The 14,098-nt window shown below is 65.1% G+C and carries 14 protein-coding genes; 7 read left to right on the top strand and 7 right to left on the bottom strand.

The genetic code is table 11. The features are described 5' to 3' along the window. The first annotated feature begins 139 nt into the window (after positions 1 to 139). The 3 genes from ACWF9G_RS24415 to ACWF9G_RS24425 all read left to right on the top strand — a co-directional run bounded on the left by ACWF9G_RS24415 (position 140) and on the right by ACWF9G_RS24425 (position 1,895). Positions 140 to 712 carry a TetR/AcrR family transcriptional regulator gene (locus tag ACWF9G_RS24415; protein WP_452518149.1) on the top strand — a complete coding sequence of 191 codons (573 nt, stop codon included), beginning with the start codon at positions 140 to 142 and terminating at the stop codon, positions 710 to 712. Positions 713 to 886: 174 nt separating this feature from the next. Continuing rightward, positions 887 to 1,381, top strand: coding sequence for a hypothetical protein (locus tag ACWF9G_RS24420; RefSeq protein ID WP_452518119.1), 495 nt, complete (start codon positions 887 to 889; stop codon positions 1,379 to 1,381). Positions 1,382 to 1,385: 4 nt separating this feature from the next. Continuing rightward, positions 1,386 to 1,895 carry a hypothetical protein gene (locus ACWF9G_RS24425; RefSeq protein ID WP_452518120.1) on the top strand — a complete coding sequence of 170 codons (510 nt, stop codon included), beginning with the start codon at positions 1,386 to 1,388 and terminating at the stop codon, positions 1,893 to 1,895. Here the strand turns inward: ACWF9G_RS24425 and ACWF9G_RS24430 are convergent. Continuing rightward, entirely contained in the window at positions 1,885 to 2,472 is a 588-nt protein-coding gene (locus ACWF9G_RS24430) for a TetR/AcrR family transcriptional regulator (protein WP_452518123.1), read from the bottom strand. The two genes, ACWF9G_RS24425 and ACWF9G_RS24430, sit on opposite strands and share 11 nt — an antisense overlap. Positions 2,473 to 2,615: 143 nt before the next feature. On the opposite strand from ACWF9G_RS24430, the gene ACWF9G_RS24435 reads away from it, so the two are divergent. After that, positions 2,616 to 3,554, top strand: coding sequence for an acetoacetate decarboxylase family protein (locus ACWF9G_RS24435; protein WP_452518124.1), 939 nt, complete (start codon positions 2,616 to 2,618; stop codon positions 3,552 to 3,554). A 61-nt stretch (positions 3,555 to 3,615) separates the two neighbouring features. Here the strand turns inward: ACWF9G_RS24435 and ACWF9G_RS24440 are convergent, their stop codons facing one another. The 4 genes from ACWF9G_RS24440 to ACWF9G_RS24455 form a co-directional block, all read right to left on the bottom strand. Further along, on the bottom strand, positions 3,616 to 5,085 hold the full coding sequence (locus ACWF9G_RS24440) for a hypothetical protein (RefSeq protein WP_452518126.1): 1,470 nt from the start codon (positions 5,083 to 5,085) through the stop codon (positions 3,616 to 3,618). A gap of 80 nt (positions 5,086 to 5,165) precedes the next feature. Continuing rightward, entirely contained in the window at positions 5,166 to 6,005 is an 840-nt protein-coding gene (locus ACWF9G_RS24445) for an alpha/beta fold hydrolase (RefSeq protein ID WP_452518128.1), read from the bottom strand. Positions 6,006 to 6,144: 139 nt separating this feature from the next. Then, positions 6,145 to 7,191 carry an LLM class flavin-dependent oxidoreductase gene (locus ACWF9G_RS24450; RefSeq protein WP_452518129.1) on the bottom strand — a complete coding sequence of 349 codons (1,047 nt, stop codon included), beginning with the start codon at positions 7,189 to 7,191 and terminating at the stop codon, positions 6,145 to 6,147. Further along, a complete protein-coding gene (locus ACWF9G_RS24455) occupies positions 7,191 to 7,703 on the bottom strand; it encodes an SRPBCC family protein (RefSeq protein WP_452518130.1) in 513 nt (170 codons plus the stop codon). Before ACWF9G_RS24455 ends, ACWF9G_RS24450 begins: the two co-directional genes overlap by 1 nt. Positions 7,704 to 7,821: 118 nt before the next feature. Here ACWF9G_RS24455 and ACWF9G_RS24460 point away from each other — a divergent pair, with 118 nt between their 5' ends. After that, the gene (locus ACWF9G_RS24460) at positions 7,822 to 8,352 is read left to right on the top strand and encodes a winged helix-turn-helix transcriptional regulator (protein WP_452518132.1); all 531 of its coding nucleotides are present in this window, start codon (positions 7,822 to 7,824) and stop codon (positions 8,350 to 8,352) included. 37 nt (positions 8,353 to 8,389) lie between these two features. On the opposite strand, the gene ACWF9G_RS24465 is transcribed toward ACWF9G_RS24460, so the two are convergent. Beyond that, positions 8,390 to 9,493 (bottom strand): baeRF11 domain-containing protein, encoded by a 1,104-nt coding sequence (locus ACWF9G_RS24465; RefSeq protein ID WP_452518133.1) that lies wholly within the window; start codon positions 9,491 to 9,493, stop codon positions 8,390 to 8,392. A 297-nt stretch (positions 9,494 to 9,790) separates the two neighbouring features. After that, positions 9,791 to 10,690 (bottom strand): universal stress protein, encoded by a 900-nt coding sequence (locus tag ACWF9G_RS24470; protein ID WP_452518135.1) that lies wholly within the window; start codon positions 10,688 to 10,690, stop codon positions 9,791 to 9,793. Positions 10,691 to 11,309: 619 nt separating this feature from the next. On the opposite strand from ACWF9G_RS24470, the gene ACWF9G_RS24475 reads away from it, so the two are divergent. After that, positions 11,310 to 11,591, top strand: a complete 282-nt coding sequence (locus ACWF9G_RS24475; protein ID WP_452518136.1) for a hypothetical protein — start codon at positions 11,310 to 11,312, stop codon at positions 11,589 to 11,591. Between the two features lie 743 nt (positions 11,592 to 12,334). Further along, a complete protein-coding gene (locus ACWF9G_RS24480) occupies positions 12,335 to 12,688 on the top strand; it encodes a histone-like nucleoid-structuring protein Lsr2 (protein ID WP_452518138.1) in 354 nt (117 codons plus the stop codon). The last annotated feature ends 1,410 nt before the right edge of the window (positions 12,689 to 14,098 follow it).

The following is a 14,098-nucleotide window of genomic DNA, read 5'->3' on the forward strand; positions in this document are numbered from 1 at the left end:
AGCAATGGTGTGACGTGAATCGGCGGCGATCCTCAGGTTCGGCACTGGTTTATGATCAGTTACATAACAGCTGGCGGCGGCGCTTGCGGTGTCACTCGAAGGAGGCGTGGTGCCGGAACCGAAGGACACCCGGACAACCATGATCCACAGTGCGGTGGAGGTCCTCCGTGAACGGGGAGTCGCCGGTGTCACGATCGACGCGGTGCTCACCCGCAGCGGGGCACCCCGAGGCTCGGTCTACCACCATTTCCCCGGAGGCAGAACACAACTGGTAGCGGAGGCGCTGAGTTTCGCCGGTGACGCGATCGGCGCGATCGTCGACCGCGCCGCCGCCGACGGATCGACGGAGATCCTGCACCGTTTCGTCGAGTTGTGGCAGAAGATCTTGCGCGACAGCGATTTCGCGGCGGGATGTCCCGTGGTCGCCGTCGCGGTCGGCCCGACCGGTGATGAGGAATTGTTCGGCAGCACCGCCGCGATCTTCGCGCGATGGTCCGAGCCGCTGCGCCGAGCTTTCGAGAACGAGGGACTGCATGCCGACGACGCGGAGCAGCTGGCGACGATGTCGATCGCATCGGTCGAGGGTGCCGTCGTTTTGTGCCGCTCTCAGCGCAGCCGCAAACCCCTCGATGATGTCGCTCGGCAGCTCGAGTTGCTGATCGAGAGCCAGAAGTTCCTCACTCGCGGTCGAAGCGCTCGCACGGACAAATAGCGCACAGAGCCCCGGCCGAGTCGGACCGACCATCGCCAAACCGTCTCGCGTGAATTATGCTCTATGACATATTCCATCTCCCGAGTCGGCGAAACGTGCTTCGGCACCCGCGTACCGGCTCGGGTCGTCGATCCCGGGAGATTCCCGGTGTGTCTATTTCCCAGGAGACAAGCGATGGCAACGGTGCCCGGTGCGAGAACTGCAGCCCAGCGGGAGATATCAGAGGGTGAGCGCCAGGCCATCCGCACGATCAAGGTCTTCATCTCGCTGGGGTTCCAGGGCGAGTTCTTGTTCCTGGTGCTCGGATTGATCATGTTCCCGCACAACGGACCGCTCGTATGGCGGCTGGTGTGGACGTTGGGCCTGTGCGGTATCGGGATGGGAGCGGCTGTCGGTGGGATCGTCTACCTCGCCAGCTCCCGGTTTCGACCCGGGAGCCGCGCGGCGGTCATCGTGACCGCGATCGGTGCCGCGGCCTCCTACAGCGTGTGTCAGACACTGTGCTGGGGTTTGGACCACAACGTGGGCCTGAACTACTGGGGATCGGTCGACATGCCCGCGCTGTTCCTGATCAAGGGATACACCGCGGCGATCGCCGGTGGCGTGCTCGGCGCCTACCTGTTGCACACAGAGACCGGATCCCGGATGCTCGACCGACTGCGGATGTGACCTGATGCCCAGATCCCGGAACAGGTTCACGGTCTGCGTCGGTCTGGCCTGCGCCGCGGCCGTCGTCAACCTGACGCTCTGGCGAGCCGATGTGCTCGGGATGGCCGACAGCCGATGGCTGACCGCACTGATGGCGGTGTGGTTCGTCCTGGGGTGGGGCATCGGCCCCGGCTGCCTGACCGCCCTGGCGATCCGCAGTACCGATCGGCGGCTGCCACGTTCGCTGGCGCCGGTGATTGCCGGTGCCGCCGGCGCCGCGCTCATGTCGGGTATCGGATGGGTGATGCACGCCTACCTCACCGACCCGGCGTTCATGCAGGCCGCGATGGGCGCATCCGGGAACGCGGACGCCCACAGCCACGGTCACCATCAGATGTCGATGGATCACACCGCGGGGTCCGGGACCATGTCACACATCGGTCTGCTCACCCTCCTGGTTCCCAGCCTGGCGGCCGTCGTCGCCTCAGTGGCCTACGCGTTTCGACCGGATACCGGGGTGGGCGTCAGTCGGTGACGGGAATCGCGGCCACCCGCAGCAGGTCCTCGACCAGGAACGTGACCAGATCCTCGGTGGACAGTTCCGCGTCGGCTTCCACGGCCATCTCCTCGGCCATCGCCAGCCAGCCGCGGACCGCCAATCGGGTCATCGCGTCGGGGTCAGGGCGTCCGACCGCGTCGAGGAACCGGTCGGTCAAGGTCGTGCGGACCTCCTGATAGACCTCCATCACCCGGTCGTCACCGCCGCTGGCCGCGCGCACCAGCGCCAGGTAGTTGGCCTTGCGGCGGCGGATGAAGCTGACGAAACCGTCCGCGATCACCCGGGCGCGCTCCTCGGCCGATCCGTCTTCGGGAAGCTCGGTGTGGCCGAGCAGTCGATCGCCGGCCGAGCGCACGACCGCGACGTAGTAGTCACGCTTGGTCGGGAAGTAGTGGAACAGCAGTCCCCGGGAGATGCCCGCGACCTCAGCCACTTCGTCTATGGCGAGTTCATGGATGGGGCGGGTCACCAACAGGCGCAGACCGATGCCGATGAGTTGCCGACGTCGCTCGTCGGCGGTCATGCGTACTCGTGGCGATGGGGACGCGCTCATCCGGCGAATACTACCCCTATTGAGCAGCGCTCTAGAAGCTATTGAGCAATGCTTAGAACAGCGGTACCCTGTCTGTGCGGCCATCGTCGGATGCGTCCTCAGTCCGCGAGAACAAGCTCAGAGAGAGAAGGAGTTGATGGCCGATGTCCTCAACCGAACGCAACACTGTCGCTGCCGACCTGGGTGGCGCCACGGTCATGGTCCCCGAGGGCGGTCTCTACGACCGCTATCGGATGAACACCGATCTCGATGAGGTCGCCCGCGACCCGCGAGTCCACAGCGTGGACTACTTCCGCCAGCTACCCAAGGCCGAGGTGGACTCTCGAATCGGCACCACCCGCACGCCGAACTTCTACTATCGGCTGTCCAGCGCTCGACTGACGATGCTGGCCCCCACGCGAGCGATTCGTTCTCGTCTACCCGCGGAACTCGCACCCCTCGAGGTGATTCCGGGCCTGGGACTGGTGTCGGTGATGTTCTTCAGCTACGACATCTGTGACATCGACGCCTACACCGAAGCCGCCGTCGGGATCGCGGTGCGACCAGCGCAGCATCGACGTCTCGGATTCGTCGACCTGCTCGCCGCCCTGGGCAATGACGACTTCGATTCCTACGTCGTGTCCCTACCGGTCAACACCGACATCGCCTACGTGCGCGGACACGACGGTTACGGATTCCCCAAGTGGCGCACCGACATCGAGGTCGACATCGACTCCGATCGAGCTACCGGCCACGTGGCGAACAGCGCTGGTGGAACCGATCTTTCGCTGTCGGTCGCCACGCCGACCCAGACCACATACCCCTCCGGCGAGCGTGTCTCGACGCTCACCTCCTACACCAAGATCGACCACGCGTGGCATGCGATCCTCGGACAGACCAACGTGCTCTCGACCGGAAGCGCGGCACTCCCGCGCCGAGCCCAGCTGCGGGTCGGTCGCGGACGCATGGCTGATGACCTGCGATCACTGAAGCCGATCACGACCATTCGGCTCGACGTCACCACCGAAGCACAACTCGCCCTGCACATGCCGGTCCCGATCTCGGTCCCCACCCGAGGACGCGACGATCACCGGCGAGGGTAGAGCACGACCAGATGGGTGGCTCGACAGCGCCTGTAGCCCGCGCCCTGTCGAGCCACCGAGGTCAGTTGGACAAACCCTGAAATTTCCCTGGCCCGAGGAGATTTCCGAATGTGCCGAGGAGGGCAGCGAAGCCGAGTGCCGATTTGGGTTCGTAGGCGGCGCGCCAGAGTCCGCCGTGCAGGGCTTGGTCGCTGAAGAGCGCTTCGGGATGCGGTCGTGGTGACCGATCGTGGTGGAGGTCGTGAACGAGCAGGGCCGCCATCAGGATTCGGCAGGTATCGGGACCGAAGACTTCGACATCGAAGTGGTGAGCACCGCGGTACGCCGCGGCGAGTGCTCGGTTACGTGTCACCGAGCGAGTCCAGGACGCGGGGGCGACGTTGAACGAGACAGTGTGCCCCGCGTCTTCGGTGAGGACTCCACGCCACCGCTGCAGGCGTTTGGCCATCGCGTAGCTGGGGCCTTGTTGGGGGACGAGAACGTCGGCGAGCCCGGTGCCGTCCTCGTGCATGCGGGTATAGGAGGGACGGAACAGCGTGCCACCGGATACCGTCCGTGCGATCCAGTCCAGGTATTGCCTGCGTCCGCGTTCCCGCCATGCGCTGCTGCCCGCGCGGACGACTTCGGTGGGGACGACGAAGGCATCGGTCGGGGTGGCGAGGTAGGCGAGCGCGGTCCGCGGATCGGCCTCACACAGGTGCGTGGCGAGCAGGTCGGCGGCCACGCTGACCCGGACGTGCGCGCCCCGGTCGGCGTAGGCGTACATACTCAGCACTTGTGGAACGCCGTTGCTTTCCGAGGTCAACCATGCGGCGAGTTCCCGCAGATCCTGAACCAGATCCAGGCCGGCTCGGCCATCGGCTCGCAGCGGCCATCGCACCGAACCCGCCCCTGACTGTGCGGTGCGAACGATGCGCTCCCACAGGTCGGGGCTCGGCACGTCGACAGCCAGAACGTCGGCACCCCATGCGGTGAGTGGTTCCAGCGGGCTCAGTTCGGCTCCGGCGCCGAGCAAGACGATCTGTCTGCCCCGGACCGCCAACCAGCCAGGGTTGGCCACGACTCGGGCGATCGCCGCACCGAACGACGGTTCGGCGATGCCGTCGCCGACCCAGGTATCGACCTGATCGAGCAGTTCACTTCCGCGCAGGACGCGACCGCGGTAGGGAACACGAAGCTCGACGATCGGTGAAGCTGTGCCATGGACGGCCGCGGTATCTGGTTGCCGTGGGCGGTCGGCATCGAGGTCGAGCTCGGTCAGCACCCGCTCGTTCGAGCCGTCCGACCAGGTCATCGTGTGACGTGCCGAGTCGATTCCGGCTGCGGCCACGGCGAGGGCGACCGCGCTGGTATCGGCCGAGGCGCTGGTCAAGTTCGCCAGGAGGGTGGCGTAGTCGGTGCGCCAGGCGCGAGTGTCGAGCACGCGTCGGCGCAGCTCGGCGGATGCGGGTTCGGCCGCGTCGGACAGGATCCGTGTCAGCGTCGGCGTTGTCGGCCGGGCGCCGGAGATCAAGGGAAAGTCGACAGTCATGTCAGGAGTTCCTCAGAATGATGGTGCGGCCATGTCGTGGCACGAGGACGCCGGCCATGGTGCAGGCGCGGCGGGTCTGATCACGCCGAGGTGCGCTCGTCGTTCTCGGACGCGGTGAGGAACTGCTGGATCAGCGCGGCGATGACTTCGGGTTGCTCGAGTGTGCTGGTATGCCCGCAGTCGAGCACCACTTCGAGTCGCGCACCTCTGATGGAACGGGTGATCTTCCTGGATTGCTCGGGCGGGGTGTCCTCATCGTCGGCGCCGACGATGACGAGCGTGGGAACAGTGATCCGGGAGAGCTCGGCCAGCACGCTGGAACGCTCGGCCACCGCGAGGATGGCGCGATAGATGCCCGCGCGTTCGTACCCGCGCACCCGGCGAGCCCATTCCTCGATCACCGGCTTGCTCGCCGTGGAGGCACGGAATGTGGGCCCGAACAACAAGGACACGGCTTGATTGCGGACCGGGGCCATGCCGATGAGGCGGTAGATCAGGGCGAGGAGTTTGTATCTGCCGACTCGGTCTGGGTCCTCGACGTCACCGCTGGTATCCAGCAGCGTCAACGATCGCAGGAGCTGCCCATGGCGTGCCGCGATTCGCTGTCCGACGAACCCGCCCATCGATAGGCCGACATAGTGCACCGGGCCGACATCGAGGTGCTCGATCAACTCCGTGACGTCGGCGGTCAGGGTGTCCATGTCGTAGTCGGAGCGGGTGGCCGGAGTGTCGCCGTGTCCACGGAAGTCCACTGCGACACAACGGTATCGCTCCCGCAGGACAGCGATCTGAGGCCGGAACATCCAGCCACTGAAAAGCAAGCCGTGTCCGAACACGACGGTGGCAGCGTCCGGTCGACCGGGCGGGACTCCGGTGTCGGTGTAGGCGAGTTCGATCCCGTTGATTCGGGTGGTCGGCATGGAAGTCTCCTGCGCTGGCTCTCGATGGTGCAACGTTCGGTCGCGACCCCGAGACTAACGGATTACTAAGCATTGCTCAACAAAATGTCGAGCAATGCTCAAGAGTGTGGGCGGTCGCCGACCAGGCCGGGGAGGGCGATCAGGGAACCAGGTTGTGAACCAGGTCCAGACCTTCAGCGAGATTGTCCAGGCGGGCGGCGATGGTATTCCCCGCTGGATACAGGCGGACGGTGTCGACTCCCGCGGCCTGCCAGGTAGCGAGCCGGCTCCGCACCATCTCGCGGGTACCGATGAGCGTGGTCGCCAGGACCATCTCGTCGGGGATCACCCCTGCGGCGCCGGCGCGATCGCCACTCCGCCAACGCTGTTGCACCTCAGCGGCGACGTCGGACCACCCCTGTCGGCTGTAGGCGTCGTTGTAGAAATTGGTGGTGCTCGTGCCCATACCGGCCAGCGAGAACGCCAGTTCAGCTTTGCGACTGCCGATCACGCGAGGCAGATCCTCCTCGTCGGCAACGATGTTGACCTCCGCACCTTGGCAGATGTCGAGTTGCGCACGGCTGCGACCGGACCGCTCCAATCCCTTGTCCAGGTGCGAGAAGTAGGCCGCGTCGGCGCCCTCGGGCACGAAGCTCGTACCCAGCCAGCCGTCGGCGATCTCTCCGGTCAGCTCCAGCATCTTCGGCGACAGAGTCGCCAGATAGATCGGCACCGAGACCGGAGCCAATCCCACCCGCATAGGCCGGCCCTCCCCATCAGGCAGCGGGATAGAGAATTCCTTACCCGTGAAGGACACTTTCTCTCCGGCGAAGACCTGTCGAACGATCGCGACGGTCTCCCGCATCCGGGCCAGCGGGTGCGCGAACGAGACGCCGTGCAATCCCTCCATGACCTGCGGACCCGAGGCGCCAAGGCCGAGCAGGAACCGGCCTTCCGACAGCTGCGCCAGGGTCATCGCGGTCTGGGCGATCAGGACCGGGGACCGAGTACCCAGCTGAATGATCCCGGAGCCGAGCAAGATCCGGTCCGTGCGTGCGGCGAGATAGCCCAGGGGTGACGGGGCATCACTCCCCCACGCCTCGGCCACCCAGCACATGTCCAGCCCCAGCTTCTCGGCCTCGACGATGAAGTCGGCGATGTCGCGCCAGTTTCCGGCAGAACCTTCGACGGTCGTCGCGGTACGCATCATTTCCCCTGTTCGGCGAGCTGCTTGATGGTCGCGAGATTCCGCTTGATCCCGGCCTCGAATTCGCGCAACCGCACGAAGACGATCTTCTGCTCCTTGTCCGGCATCGCCTCGATCGCGTAACTCAACCCCGACGGTGCCGGGCCCATCTGCCCCTGCTGCTCGAGCACCGTCCCCTGCCCCGCGGACAGCAGGGTGAAACGCCACACCGAGGACGGGTAGTCGGGCTCACCGACCGCCCAGGCGAACCGGGCCCGCTGCTCGCATTCGATGACCGTGCACGTCGTCTCCCAGCTTCCGAGCGACTCGTGGACGTTGCGACCCACGAACCGATGCCCCGGCGCCGGACCCGACGCACCGTCGAGCCACGCGACTTCGCGCACCTCATCGCTCAGCCGTGGCATCAGGTGAATATCAGTCACCAAGTCCCACACCACCTGCGGCGACGCGTCGATATAAACCTTGTCGGCCACGATCGGCACATCCGCATACACCTGCCCGGTCCACTCCATCACACATCCTTCCAGTCACGCTCGACCTCCATAGTTGCGTAACTAGACTCACTTGGCAATAGTCATCGGACCCATTTGACCTGCTGAGTCTTGTTGATAGATCCGCTACCCTGGATAAATGAAGCGAACATCCTTCGCGAACTGGCCATGCTCCTACGCGCGCACGATCGACCTACTTGGCGACTGGTGGACCCCGCTGGTGCTGCGCGAAGCGTTCTACGGCTTCCGCCGTTTCGACGACTTCCAGCAAGAGCTCGGGATCGCCCGCAACACACTCGCCGAACGGCTACGCCGACTGGTCGACGAAGGACTGCTCGACAAACGCGTGTACGACACCCAGCCCGTGCGATACGAGTACGTCCTGACCGAGTCCGGACTCGACTTCTACGGTGTCATGGCCGCCATGACCCGCTGGGGTGACCGCTGGCTGTCCGACCAGGCAGGTCCGCCGCTGGTCTTCCGTCACGAACCGTGCGGGCACGACAGCGTCGCCGAAGTCGTGTGCGGACACTGCCGTCAACCACTCGACGCGCAAGATGTCACCCCCAGGCCCGGCCCCGGGTATCCCGAGAAACTGCTCACCCGCCCCGACGTTCGCCGACGATTCCATCTCGATGGACCCGAGAACGCACCCGACCCACGGGAATGAACCGACCTACGGAAACAGGTGGAGCTACCGACCGCTCTCACATCGGGTAGCGCAAGATCGCCGCGGCCGGCCCGCCACCGGGCACTTCCGGGCCGCGTACCGCGAGCACCCGGCCGTCCGTGAGGAGCACCCGGCGCGCGATCTCGTCGAGCACATCGAGACCTTCGGCGTCGGAACCGAACTCGACCGCACCGTCGTCGGTGGCCAGCGTGCCCGGTATCGCGGTCTCGATGTCGACGAAGAGGGTGCCGACGATGCCGAACGTCGCCGCGCGGGCGATGTCGGCGATATCGGCCAGCGCCCGGCCCTCCGACATCCGCTTGTCGAACAGCGTCCTCAGGTCGGAGAGTTGGCCGGCGTAATAGCAGTCCAGGATCGGCCTCGTCTGAGCGGCGAGCTCGTCCGGGCCGAGATGCTCGGGATTGCCCGCCAGGCTCTCGTCGAGTAGATCGGGATAGCTGTTCACCGACCGGAACAGCGAATCGGTTGGCTCCGTCGCGGCCAGCACCAACGGGACATCACGGCCGGTCAGCATGGTCCGCAATTGCTGGTCCACGGCGCGCGCGTACTGCCGTACCCGCATCTTTCGACCCTCGTATCCCTGGACCCGCCCCTTCGGAGCACGATCCCCCAGCGAGGCCTTCTTGGCATGGTCGGAGGCGCTGTTCGGCAGATCGCGTGGGGTGATGTCGACCGCGGGGCCCTCGGCATCGACATGGACCAACCGGGCGGCGCCCTCCGACAGGGCGAGGACATAGGCCGACTGTGGAAATGTGACCGTGCGCAGCAGCGGCTTGAGCAGGAATCGGTCAGCGACCGTGGTGGACGCAGGCAGCCGATTCGGCAACCGGTAGATCCGGATCCGCTCAGGCGTGGCCAGCACGACGAGCGTGCGCGACTGATACCGCCAGAACTCGGGATCGTCGAGCAGGTCGTCGAATTCCTCCGACAGCGCCGCCCGCTCCCCGGCCGCCGTGACCCGCTCGAGCGCGTCACGCACCTGGTTGGAAAAGGCAACGCGACTGACGTCCGGTTCGGCGGGATCGACCTCGGTCGGTGTGTAGATCGACACCGACCAGGGTGCGGTCATCGAGGCGAGTACAGCGATCTCACGGCGGGTGGGGACATCGGTGTGCAGCACGCGGACTCCTAGATAGTGTCGCTTTCAGGTGCACAGATCGTCGAATCACCAGTATCTCCAGACCATGCCCGCGTTCGAACCGCAGAGGCCCGAGTCGTTACCAAGTGGTTGCCATGAATGCCGGACACTCCGATCCGGCATGTCAGGTATGTACCGATTCTCCCGATTCAGCCCGGGTGAACACTCGAGATTCGAGACGCCCACCTCAATTTCCCGACTCGAAATATGGTCGCTGGATAGTCGCCGAACAACCAAGAAATACTCGGCGATGATCTTCCAGTAGGTCGTCCTGGACGTTCAGTTCCCTGTCCCGCGATGGACGACCATGACCGGGCACTGCGCGTGCTGGACCAGCGCATTACTCGTCGACCCCAGCAGCAGGCCCCGGAAACCACCGCGCCCTCGGCTTCCGGTGACCACCAGCTGCGCCTCGGCGGACAATTCGAGGAGATGATGGGCCGGGCTGTAGCGATAGACCTGCGGCTCGACCTCGACCGCGGGGTGTTCGGCCCGGCCCGGCGCGAGCACCTCGGTCAGCAGCCGGTGCGATTCCGCGATCGCTTCGGCATCGTCGACCGGATCCGGCAGGGCGGCCGCCTTCTCGAAACGCAGGTCGTCCCAGGTGTGGACGGCGACCAAGGGCACGCCACGCAGCGCGGCCTCGGCGAAGGCCGCTGCCGCGGCGGCCCGGCTGAGATCGCTACCGTCCACCCCGACCACGACCGGCAGGCCGGCACGCGCGTCGGCATCGCCGCGCACCACGACGACGGTGCCCGCCGCGTGCGCGGTCACCGCGAGCAGCGTGGAACCCAGCCGATTTCCCCCACGCCCGGCACCGATCACCGTGAGATGGGCGCCGCCCGATCGCGCGACGAGCGCGTCGGCGGCCTCTTCCTCGGTGAGTTCGACCGCTACCGCCAGGTCGGGATCGATCATGCCGACCAATCGACGCGCATTCTGGAGACGTTCCGCGCCCTGCGCGCGGACGGTGTCCGGCAGCGACGGCGTGAACAGGTCGAAACGCCCGAAAACCGACTGCACGGAGCTGATTTCGAGAGCGCACAGCAGACGGAGCGGACGCCGCCGAGCCACAGCGGCGCGGGCGGCCCAGCTCACCGCCGGATCACTGTGCCCGTCGACACCGACCACGACCGGCGCCAGCTCACGATCCGAGGTATCGGCTACCGGGCTGCCCATGGTCACAACCTTTCACGTCGGAGAGGCGTGGTGCTCCTGATGCTGCTCGGCCCGATCCTAGGAGTTCCCGATCGGAGTACGAGAAAGGCTCCGGGAAAGCAGGGCTAAAAAATTGGGGCCTTATCCAACAAAACAGGTCAGGCCCGGTCGATGACCGGGCCTGACCTGTTATTTCTGTGGAGCTAAGGGGACTCGAACCCCTGACCCCCACAGAGCCGAGCGACTCGACTACCAGATGCGACTCTGGACTACCAGAGAGTCACCGAAATCATAGCCTGACCTAGGCATATGCGCGTTCTCGACAACTCTGCGCAACGACCGACAACGACGACGTCCTGCGAATTTGTTGGGACTTAGTTGTGGGTCCGCTGGTTCCGCGGCCAACGCGATCGGTGCGGGGCGGTCAGCGGGGGAACCTTCCTTGCTCGCATCTGTGAGCCGCGCCGACGCCACTCGGTGGCCAGGATGTCGCGTCGTTGTTCCGCCATGAGCACCTTCAGCCTCCGTCGTCTCCTGGCACAATCCCCCCGAAGGAGGCACCATGCACTATCCCGTCGACACCACATGTTGGCTTCGCTGCAGGTGATCCTGGACGGCCTGGCCATCGACGCTCCTGCCGATGGCGCCTGTCTACAATCCGGACCCGCAAGTCGCGGGTGCCATTACTGCGCAGGGGTTCACAGCACAGACAATCACGATCGCCGGCTGGCTGGACACTGCCGCCACGATCTTGGCCTTCCTACATGTGGCCACCCGCTGCGAAGGCCTGATCCTTCATGCCACCGCTCGCCGTCTCGATCCAACGCTGCCGGCGGCCTGGGTGACCCCCGAGAACCAGTACCTGCAGGCCCTGCCGATTGCCACCGAGGTCGAGCATGCCAGCATCTGGCAGCCATCGTGACCTGGCCCGCGATCACGGCCAGCACTGTGCGCAGACCGTGCCTCCTGCTATTCGGAATCAGTCAGGCACAGAAAGTTTCGACCTGACGATGTCCGCGCGGGTGCGTGCGACCTTCCGAATCGCCTTTCGGGCATCCGACCCAGGCTGGTCGATCTCACGCTGGCCGTGGTCAGCCGCTTCGACCCCGCACGCGAACAGCAGCTCGGCGAAGCCTCGGTCAATCACGGTCCGCCGATGCATAGTGAGGCCTGGTGCAACACGCCTCGCCGATAGGTCGCACGGCGACGGGCACATGCGTTCGGTGAGACGCACTTGCCGTGCGCTTCCGGTGCGATGAGCGACCTGCGGAGCTCAGCTCGGTCGGCTCACGGGTGTAGCGATCATGGGTCGGCTGAACCGGGTGGGCCCTGCAACAGCTTGTGATCGCTAAGGAGTCCCTAGCAGTCCCAGTTGTGAGTGCCAACCGCCCCTGGGCGGGGCTCGCCCCACATTCCAGCAAGTCCGGCGACCCGCAACGTCCGTTCGACGCAACACTGCTTGCTGGCACATGTCGCCTATACCGGGAAACAGAGCACCAGATGCGGACACGCGGACCTGCATACCCAACTTCACCTTCAGGCTGACGTAGTCGATCACCGGCGCTGGTCGGTGCCAGCACGCCACATAGCCGCAGAATTCGCGTCACCCGGCGGGCCAGTACGATGCGAAGGCAACCCCCAAAAAAGCGAATGAACAGGATCCCCATGGCAAAAAAGGTCGTTGTCACCCTTGTCGATGATTTCGATGGAGCCTCTGCGGCCGACGGCACCGTGGCGTTCGAACTCGACGGCGTGGCGTACGAGATCGACCTGTCCGACGCCAACGCGACCAAGCTGCGTGACGAGTTCGCACACTGGACTCCCTTCGCCCGACGCACTGGGCGAGTCAAGTCCAACTCCCGGCATAGGCCCGACGCAAACGTTGCGGCAGCCACCCGCACCCGCCGCAACGACGTGACCAGCATCCGCGCCTGGGCAAACGAGAACGGGTACCCAGTATCGGCCCGCGGACGCATTTCGGCAGATGTAATCGCCGCTTACGAAAAAGCCTCGGCGTAGCTCGACGCTGCCCGTCCGAGGCGCGATCTGGTTCAGCGTGGCGTCGGTACGTGATCAGCCACGAATCACTAGCGGTTCGATTCGTGTCGTACCGACCCCCGAGCAGTCACTCGCCGGCGATAGGCAGAAGGCTCTAATCGGCCCACGCTGGACCAGGAAACACCAGCTCCATCCTCGACCTGCAACTGCCACGGCAGAAGCCGTAGACGGAATGGCGAGTCCGCTTGATTCTCGATAGACGGACTGGAATTTCATGATCGAAACGATACGCATCTTTATAGAACTTTATAGAAACTGACGCCGACGCTATAGTCCCCATGACCCCCGACGGGGTGCCCGTGCAGCAGCAGCCAGGCGAGATACTCGTTGGCGGTGGCCGCGGCAGCCAGATGGAAATTTGACCAAAGCCCTCGACGGCTGCGCGAACACTGTCGCGTTGGTCCGCGTAGACGTCGTCAGCCCCGGTACGGACCTCATCCTGCAGCCCGTGTTCCGCCCGGCAGATACCGACCACGCCAATGAGTTCCAGGCAAGTTCTACATCGTGAACGTCGCGGGCCGACCAGTCTGTCGGTTCAGATTCTCAGTGTCCATCGCAATCGGAAAGCACATCGGATACTTCGCACTGGACCTATACCTGGACCCCAAACACACCCAGCACCAACCTGACTCCGCCCACAGCTTCCTGCCAGTTCCAACCATGTTCGTTAGATCGTCGGCAGCACCGCACCGCGAACCAACACTCCTCACTCGCACACCACACTCCATCGGCCATACGCACGATGCTGCGCTCCGGGCAATGGCGGGCAATACCCACAGATGCGGAAGTGGCCGCACGGCGCCGCCCTCAGGTGCAGGACCTCAGGAGCCGGAGACCTGTCACGACCGGTTGTGACGGGACGTCGGCCTGACTCACGGCGTGAATTAGAGCGGCATCGAATGCAGGTCCAAACCCGGGCGATCAGCGCCGACCCATCATGCGACCGGCAGGGATTGTCATCTCGTCGGTTCGCAGTACTCGAGCACGCAATTCCGGCTTGGTCGATCCCGGTCTGCTCAGCGACTTCGTCCCCGGCGTCAGCATCGTTGGCAACGCTTCCCAGGCCGTGCTGCACACGACCGCGCTGGCAACGGTCGCGGCCGCGATGGCGATGAGTCGGACACCAAGCGGTCGCAACCGCTCAGCGAATGTCCCGCGGGCGCCACCCGATCGACGCTTCCTTGGAACGCCTTCGCGCACCGATAAGTAACACTTGTAATTTTGTGCACAGTTGTGCATTATCGTGTGTATGAGTGATCCGTTGCACGATGTCGACACCTCCGCGTCGCTCGATCCCCGAGTGCGACGCACCCGCGCGGCGCTGCTGTCGGCGGCGGTAGCGTTGGTCACCGAGCGTGCCACCACGGAGTT

The sequence above is a fragment of the Nocardia sp. NPDC055029 genome, from assembly GCF_053608525.1.

Excerpts from the sequence above, each read along its gene's own strand:
- ACWF9G_RS24420 (WP_452518119.1), top strand. The coding sequence starts at position 887 with ATGGCAACGGTGCCCGGTGCGAGAACTGCAGCCCAGCGGGAGATATCA.
- ACWF9G_RS24450 (WP_452518129.1), bottom strand. The coding sequence starts at position 7,191 with ATGCGTACCGCGACGACCGTCGAAGGTTCTGCCGGAAACTGGCGCGAC.
- ACWF9G_RS24430 (WP_452518123.1), bottom strand. The coding sequence starts at position 2,472 with ATGAGCGCGTCCCCATCGCCACGAGTACGCATGACCGCCGACGAGCGA.
- ACWF9G_RS24435 (WP_452518124.1), top strand. The coding sequence starts at position 2,616 with ATGTCCTCAACCGAACGCAACACTGTCGCTGCCGACCTGGGTGGCGCC.
- ACWF9G_RS24445 (WP_452518128.1), bottom strand. The coding sequence starts at position 6,005 with ATGCCGACCACCCGAATCAACGGGATCGAACTCGCCTACACCGACACC.
- ACWF9G_RS24480 (WP_452518138.1), top strand. The coding sequence starts at position 12,335 with ATGGCAAAAAAGGTCGTTGTCACCCTTGTCGATGATTTCGATGGAGCC.
- ACWF9G_RS24440 (WP_452518126.1), bottom strand. The coding sequence starts at position 5,085 with ATGACTGTCGACTTTCCCTTGATCTCCGGCGCCCGGCCGACAACGCCG.
- ACWF9G_RS24475 (WP_452518136.1), top strand. The coding sequence starts at position 11,310 with ATGGCGCCTGTCTACAATCCGGACCCGCAAGTCGCGGGTGCCATTACT.
- ACWF9G_RS24470 (WP_452518135.1), bottom strand. The coding sequence starts at position 10,690 with ATGGGCAGCCCGGTAGCCGATACCTCGGATCGTGAGCTGGCGCCGGTC.
- ACWF9G_RS24425 (WP_452518120.1), top strand. The coding sequence starts at position 1,386 with ATGCCCAGATCCCGGAACAGGTTCACGGTCTGCGTCGGTCTGGCCTGC.
- ACWF9G_RS24415 (WP_452518149.1), top strand. The coding sequence starts at position 140 with ATGATCCACAGTGCGGTGGAGGTCCTCCGTGAACGGGGAGTCGCCGGT.
- ACWF9G_RS24460 (WP_452518132.1), top strand. The coding sequence starts at position 7,822 with ATGAAGCGAACATCCTTCGCGAACTGGCCATGCTCCTACGCGCGCACG.
- ACWF9G_RS24455 (WP_452518130.1), bottom strand. The coding sequence starts at position 7,703 with ATGGAGTGGACCGGGCAGGTGTATGCGGATGTGCCGATCGTGGCCGAC.